The sequence below is a fragment of the uncultured Caballeronia sp. genome, from assembly GCF_964243625.1.
In the GTDB taxonomy this organism is placed as follows: Bacteria; Pseudomonadota; Gammaproteobacteria; order Burkholderiales; family Burkholderiaceae; genus Caballeronia.
Genome location: NZ_CAXTGZ010000363.1, coordinates 1 through 6,320, shown reverse-complemented (window position 1 = coordinate 6,320; position 6,320 = coordinate 1). Strand labels below are relative to the sequence as shown.

At 55.7% G+C, this 6,320-nt stretch carries 7 protein-coding genes and 1 pseudogene; 6 read left to right on the top strand and 2 right to left on the bottom strand.

Annotated elements, in window-relative coordinates:
* The 6 genes from ACFFAR_RS21745 to ACFFAR_RS21720 form a co-directional block, all read left to right on the top strand.
* Positions 1-1,581 (top strand): DUF2345 domain-containing protein (locus ACFFAR_RS21745; RefSeq protein ID WP_375508443.1); only part of this gene is annotated, 1,581 nt, incomplete at its 5' end.
* Positions 1,574-2,572, top strand: coding sequence for a hypothetical protein (locus ACFFAR_RS21740; RefSeq protein ID WP_174363055.1), 999 nt, complete (start codon positions 1,574-1,576; stop codon positions 2,570-2,572). The genes ACFFAR_RS21745 and ACFFAR_RS21740, both read left to right, overlap by 8 nt.
* The gene (locus ACFFAR_RS21735) at positions 2,547-3,140 is read left to right on the top strand and encodes a hypothetical protein (protein WP_174363056.1); all 594 of its coding nucleotides are present in this window, start codon (positions 2,547-2,549) and stop codon (positions 3,138-3,140) included. The genes ACFFAR_RS21740 and ACFFAR_RS21735 overlap by 26 nt, the downstream gene beginning before the upstream one ends.
* 117 nt (positions 3,141-3,257) lie before the next feature.
* The gene (locus ACFFAR_RS21730; RefSeq protein ID WP_174363057.1) at positions 3,258-3,512 is read left to right on the top strand and encodes a PAAR domain-containing protein; all 255 of its coding nucleotides are present in this window, start codon (positions 3,258-3,260) and stop codon (positions 3,510-3,512) included.
* The gene (locus ACFFAR_RS21725; RefSeq protein WP_174363058.1) at positions 3,509-4,147 is read left to right on the top strand and encodes a hypothetical protein; all 639 of its coding nucleotides are present in this window, start codon (positions 3,509-3,511) and stop codon (positions 4,145-4,147) included. Before ACFFAR_RS21730 ends, ACFFAR_RS21725 begins: the two co-directional genes overlap by 4 nt.
* Positions 4,148-4,335: 188 nt before the next feature.
* Entirely contained in the window at positions 4,336-4,458 is a 123-nt protein-coding gene (locus tag ACFFAR_RS21720; protein WP_375508442.1) for a hypothetical protein, read from the top strand.
* A 14-nt stretch (positions 4,459-4,472) separates the two neighbouring features.
* Here ACFFAR_RS21720 and ACFFAR_RS21715 read toward each other — a convergent pair whose 3' ends face one another.
* Entirely contained in the window at positions 4,473-5,525 is a 1,053-nt protein-coding gene (locus ACFFAR_RS21715; protein WP_082771525.1) for a LysR family transcriptional regulator, read from the bottom strand.
* Positions 5,526-5,691: 166 nt separating this feature from the next.
* A pseudogene (locus tag ACFFAR_RS21710) lies at positions 5,692-6,320 on the bottom strand (mechanosensitive ion channel family protein); the annotation flags it as partial.

The following is a 6,320-nucleotide window of genomic DNA, read 5'->3' as shown; positions in this document are numbered from 1 at the left end:
TTGGTCGTTTCTACTACGCTCGATATCCGTAACGTCGATGAGAGCACCCGCCCGCCCGGCGACGCTGCGCAATACCGATGCGAGACACACTTTGTACTGCAGCCGGCCAACACCTTCTTTAAGAACCGGATGAAGAAGCGACCGCGTTGTGCGGGGGAGACGGCGGTGGTGGTGGGCCCAACAGATCGCCCCATGTGGGTTGACGGTTATGCGCGGGTGAAGGTGCAATTCGTCTGGGATAGGCTGGGTAAAAACGACCAGAACTCAAGTTGTTGGATGCGGGTGTCCTCCCCGTGGCAAGGGAACGGGTACGGCACGATCTACCTGCCCAGAATTGGCCAGGAAATTGCGATCAGCTATCAGGATGACGATCCGGACAGGCCCTATGTGTCCGATCGGATGGTGAACCAATTTAATCAGCCGCCGTGGGTGCTACCGAGTAACCAGGCGTTGTCGGGGACACTCACCCGGGAAATCGACGGTGGGAAGTCCAATAGCCTGGTGGCAGATGACACGACCGGAAAGCTTCAGGTGCAAGTGACGAGTGACTATGCGAACTCGCGGCTGGTGCTGGGCTACAACACGCGCATTGCGGGAAACGAGGGACGCAAGGAGGCGCGTGGTGCAGGTGTGGAACTCGCAACCGACGCGGAAGCCGTCATGCGCGCTGGACGCGGCATGCTGATTACGACCGAAGCGCGCGATGGCGCAGACTCACCTGTAAAGGACATGGGCGAAACGGTTCAGCGTCTGACGCAGGCTCGCAAGCAGCATGAAGACTTGGCGACGCTTGCACAGCAGCACAAAGCGCAACAGAGTGACGCAGACCAGAACGATGTCACTGCGGCCATCAATGCCCAGAACGATGCGATCAAGGGTGGCTCCGGCACGGCAGACAACCTGTTTCCGCAGCTTTCGAGACCCGACATTGTGTTAGCCAGCGCCGCGGGAGTTGCCCTTACCGCAGTGCAAAGCACGCACCTCGCGAGTCAAGAGGACGTTGCGATCTCGACCGGCCGTGACACGAGTATTTCGTCGGGGCGCTCACTGCTCGCAGCGGTACGCAACGTGGTTTCGGTCTTCGCCGCACTCGGTATGAGATTTATTGCGGCGAAAGGTAAGGTAGATATCCAGGCGCAGGGCGACGAGATGACGCTAACCGCGCTCAAGGATGTGACCGTCACCAGTACCGATGGCAAAGTTATCATCAACGCATCGAAGGAAATCTGGATCGGCGTGGGCGGGTCCTACATCAGAATTGACGCCGGGGGGATCGAGAATGGCACGGCGGGCAGCATCCTTGAGAAATGTGCATCGTGGAACAAGCCCGGTCCGGCATCAATGCACATGCCGATGCCGTTTTTGCCCATTAGCGGTATCAGCCAATATCACGAACAGTTCAGACTGGTAGATGAAGATCAAACGACGCCGCTGGTGAACCACTACTACGTTATTGAGGGCGAGTCTGGCCAAACATGGTCCGGGCACACTGACGCGCAGGGGCGTACCGAGCGTGTTTATACGGACAAACCAGAAAACTTATCGATCACGTTTCGCAGAGAGACTAAGAAAAATGCCTAATAAAACACGCCATCACTATGTCAAACATGCTGCGCAAACAAATAGCCAATCTGATTCGCTAGTCAAGGTTACAGTGACTAACGATTCGGGCACTTGGATAAAACCGAATTCTGGAGACAAATTTTACATTGACGCGAATGCTACGTTTCCATCAATATTGTTTGAAATTCAGACGGAAGTCGCACCACCCTACGAATGGCAGTGGAGAATCGAATGGAATGCCCATGTAAGTGGATTGAAGGAGCGAATCAGAACCGGTCGAAAGTTAAAAACATTTTTGGAGCGATCGGGAACGTTCTTAAGCAATAGCAAGCTTTGGGAGGCGGATTTAAATCAAAAGATACTCGGCGGGAAACTGACCGTAACCGCGAAAGCTGGAGAAGTCGAATTTCGACGGACGGTCGTTATACTTGGAAAAAATCCCGTCGAAGAAGACGTCACTGTATTTCTTGCTACTATCCCAAACACGACCGGTTTTGATAAGTTGATCGGACAAGAAAGTAAGTTCAAAAACTTTATTAATGCAGACGGGGAGCCTATCGTCGCCGGGGACGCTGGTTATGGCATGACACAATTGACTACTCCGTCGCCGAGTTATCAACAAATTTGGAGTTGGAAAGAGAATGTTCGTGCAGGCGCAAATTTGTTTCAGCAAAAACAGGTATCCGCAAGAAACTACCTGAGCCAAGGTGGCAGACATTACACGGATGAACAGTTAGCAATGGAAACTATTAGCCGCTGGAATGGTGGCGGATACCATACCTGGAACCCAGAATCCTTGTCTTGGGAAAGAAATCCCACCATGCTTTGCGACCCGAAGACGGGAAATATCGGCTGGGACACTGGCGACCCAGCGAACTCTGACAAATCAGTCGATCAACTCCATGACCGTGACGTCAAACAATATTCCAAAATGAAAGCTGGGCAGGGTTCGGACCATCCTTGGAAATACAGTGGAGTTTGCTATGCTGACCATCTCGCGAATGATTAGGCGTATCCTTTTCGCCATTTTCATTGCGGGTGTCAATAGTCCCGTGATAGCGATGCAGCCATTGCCCGCGTCTGTTGAAATCTCCGATGGTCGGACTGTTACTGTGCGTGACAACCATCTGTACATCCGGGAGAAGGACGCATCTACCTTTCACGCTATGCATTTGCCAAAAAGCCTGCGACATAAACTCGAGAACGCGTCGGCGTTTAATTTTCCAGAGTCTCAGTCATTGCGTGTCGACGGGAAAGACTATTTCTTGGTGATTATAGATCATTCATCTGGGCAGGCACCGGCAGCGTATTGCGGCGCCGGAAATGAAGGCGAGCTTTATGCACTCAGAATTTCGGGCAAATTGGTCACGGTGAGCTTCTCCAAGCTTGTGGCGAGTTGCCTCAAAAATATTGAGCTTTCCTCGGACGGAATGGCTTCACCATATCGTTCAGTGGCATGGAACAAAATGCCTGTGGGAATACGTGTCTCGTGGGCGAGCGATGCTTCCGGGAAAAATGTTACCCGATTTTTTCGATTCAATCACGGTGAGTTTGTTGAGACTCCCGTTGCCAAATAAGATTTGGTAGATGCGCGTGGGGTCGCGCGTTTAAATGCGGGTGTTAAGTTTTTCGCATCGTTAGTTTGCGTCGCGGTGATGTAAAAAAATTCGAGAAATGTATCTATGGGATTTAGAATGATTGACTTGATTTGTTTAGGTGATGATACAGACCACGGTGGCAAAGTGATAAGCGCATCGAAAACCATGAACTTCGAAGGCCGGCCCGTTGCCCGTAAGGGCGATGAAGTTTCATGCCCACTTCATCCAGGCATCAAACCTAATCTGATTGTCGAAGGCGACGATACGATGACCGACGACAGCATTCCCATCGCCCGTCACGGGCACCGGGCAACGTGTGGTTGCCGCCTGATTTCGAGTGTCGCGCCATGAGGCCGTCATCGGAATCAGGACGAACGCGTAACGAGCCGCACAACGCGGCGAAGCTACTGACGTTTATGGTTTTCGCTGCTGGACCATCAAGCGAGACAGTCGTAAACATTGCCGATGATTTACCCGACGGGGGCAAGGCGCTCCGGTGCTTTCTGTCGCCGGTTGATGCACTAATTGATGCTTACTTTGAACGGTCAGGCCAACACCGGGAGGTCAAGGCCGTGGCCGCGATGCGGCGGGATGCATTCAATGGGATTGATAGCAAACAAGTCACGACCTGCGTTCATCTGGCATGGGAGGGAAAGGACGGACACACCGCACTGCGCTCGAATGGCAGGCCGATTGCACACGCTCAACTCATACGCCAGCGAGTCTCGCATGGGATCATCGAGTTCGAACCGATGGCCGAGACGCTGGAAGTATTTGACCAAATGTATCAGCGGGCGGGTCTTTTTGCTTGGCGTGAAACGCTTGCCGATATCCGCCGGTGGGATCAGGCGCGCATGGACGAAACGGTGCGACACGCTCTCCGGACGATGCCAGCCGGCAAGCATGAGACCACCGGCGACAGACAGCTCATGCTGTTCGATCCGGAGTTCCGTCAGTGGCATTTTGTGCCGTTCAGTGCGACATAACCTTCGAGCGTAACAGTCTTGCGAGAGCGGTCTTTTTCGTCATAGCTGCGTCTTTGTTGTTAGACTTGGTTTGCTGTAAGCGGCAGTGCTCTCTTTGTGACGAACGGTATCAAGCACGATCACGTCGGGTCCATCGCCATGCGCCTCGTAACGCTTCCCGATGTATGAGAGCAAACAGCGGCAAACTAATGCTGCCTCGCGCGGGGTGTTGCGATCCCTATGTGACCGAGGGACTGGTCATGCGCTGGGAAGTGCGCAAGTGGAATACCGTGGTGGGTGAGCAGGCGGCTCAGCCGATACGTCCGGCGTGAGCGCCTTTGCAGCGTCATGACTCGCTGGTGGTCTCCTCGTCCTCGTGCGTGTCTTCATCGCGTGAATCGGGCGTGGCAACGGCCACACGTGCCGGTGGAACTGGCTTTGCGGGAGCAGCCACCGGACGCCGTGTCGTGTGAAACAGCCGCGTGAGCGTGTCGTCCATTTCCTGCGTGCGCTCGAACAGTTCCGCGAGCCAGTCCACGAACGCGCTCACACGCGGCGCCGCTTGCCGCGTCTTGACGAAGGCCACCGATACATTCATGGGCATCGACTTCCACTGCGGCAGCACTTCGCGCAATTCGCCCGAACGCAAATAAGGCAATGCGGCAATGCGCGGCGGCTGGATCAGCCCGAGTCCCTGCAAGCCGCATGCGAGATAAGCGGCTTCGTCGGTGACTTGCACGAATCCGGCCATTTTCACGGCGACCGCTTCGCCATCGACCTCGAAATCGAAATCGCACGGGCGTCCTGTTCGGATCGATACACAGTTCACCGCCACATGGTGCGCGAGGTCATCGAGCGTCTTCGGCGTGCCGTGCGCTTCAAGGTACGCGGGCGTTGCGCACGTCACATGCTCGAAGCTGCCGAGCCGCCGTGCGATCAAGCCGGAGTCCGGCAATTCCCCCAACTGCACGCTGCAATCCACGCCTTCGCCGACCAGATCGACAGCCCGGTTGCTGACGCCAATCGATAACTCGATATGCGGATACCGCGCATGAAAATCCGGCAGCGCGGGCACGACCATGGACGTTGCAACAGTGTCCGGCATCTCGATGCGCAAGCGGCCGCGTAGCCTGTCCTCACGGCCGTGAAAGCCCGATTCCAGGTCATCGATATCTGCGAGAATGCGCACGCAGCGCTCGTAGCACGCGGCGCCTTCGGCGGTGAGATTGAGACGCCGCGTGGTGCGTGCAAGCAATTGCACGCCGAGCAGCGCCTCGAGTTGTTGAATGGTCGTGGAGACAGTTGCGCGCGGCATGCCGAGGGATTCGGCGGCACGGGAGAAACTGTTGGTATCGACGACACGGATGAAAACACGCATGGCATGAACGCGATCGGTCACGGGAGTTTTCCTGTAGAAGCGATGAATGCGTTGACCGGCATGATTCCTTCAATGCTTCAAACGTCAAAAAGGAATGCCGGCAAGGTTCACACTTTAAGGATCAGGACGATTCGCGTGAATACATAATAATCGCGGATTCTTGCCTGCTTCTCCAGCCGCTTTTGTTCTACACCGTCGGCAGTTCGCCGCGCAGACGCCCGTTGTCTGTGTTGCCCATCAGGCTCGGACCTGCGCCATGACCGGCGATCACGTTGCTCGCCTGAGCGCCGATGCGCGCGCCCACCAGTCCGCTCATGTCGGCGCCCGAAGGCGCCTGATACAGGCGCAAGCCCATCTCCGGAAGAATGGCGAGCAGGTGATCGAACACATCGCCCTGGATGCGTTCGTATTGCGTCCACGCGGTGACGGCAGTGAAACAATACACCTCGACGGGAATGCCCTCCGATTGCGGTTCCATCATGCGCACCATCATCGACATGTCTTGCCGGATCTCCGGATGCCGCTGCAGATACGCCAGCCCATACGCGCGAAACGTGCCGATGTTGGTCAGCCGCCGCCGGTTGGCCGGTTCGCTCGCGAGTTCGCCGAGATTGCGGTTCGCCTGCTCGACTTCAGTCTGCTTCTCCAGCAGATAATCGTGCAGGACGCGGAAGCGCAGCAGGCGTGCGGTTTCCTCGTCGGTGAGAAAACGCACGCACGTCGCGTCGATCCTGAGCGTGCGCTTGATGCGCCGCCCGCCCGATTCGAACATGTGCCGGTAATTGCGATAACTCTCCGAGAAGAGCTTGTAGGTCG

Bases quoted from the DNA above. Each gene is read 5' to 3' on its own strand.
- ACFFAR_RS21725 (WP_174363058.1), top strand. From the start codon at position 3,509: ATGAGGCCGTCATCGGAATCAGGACGAACGCGTAACGAGCCGCACAAC.
- ACFFAR_RS21730 (WP_174363057.1), top strand. From the start codon at position 3,258: ATGATTGACTTGATTTGTTTAGGTGATGATACAGACCACGGTGGCAAA.
- ACFFAR_RS21720 (WP_375508442.1), top strand. From the start codon at position 4,336: ATGCTGCCTCGCGCGGGGTGTTGCGATCCCTATGTGACCGAGGGACTG.
- ACFFAR_RS21735 (WP_174363056.1), top strand. From the start codon at position 2,547: ATGCTGACCATCTCGCGAATGATTAGGCGTATCCTTTTCGCCATTTTC.
- ACFFAR_RS21740 (WP_174363055.1), top strand. From the start codon at position 1,574: ATGCCTAATAAAACACGCCATCACTATGTCAAACATGCTGCGCAAACA.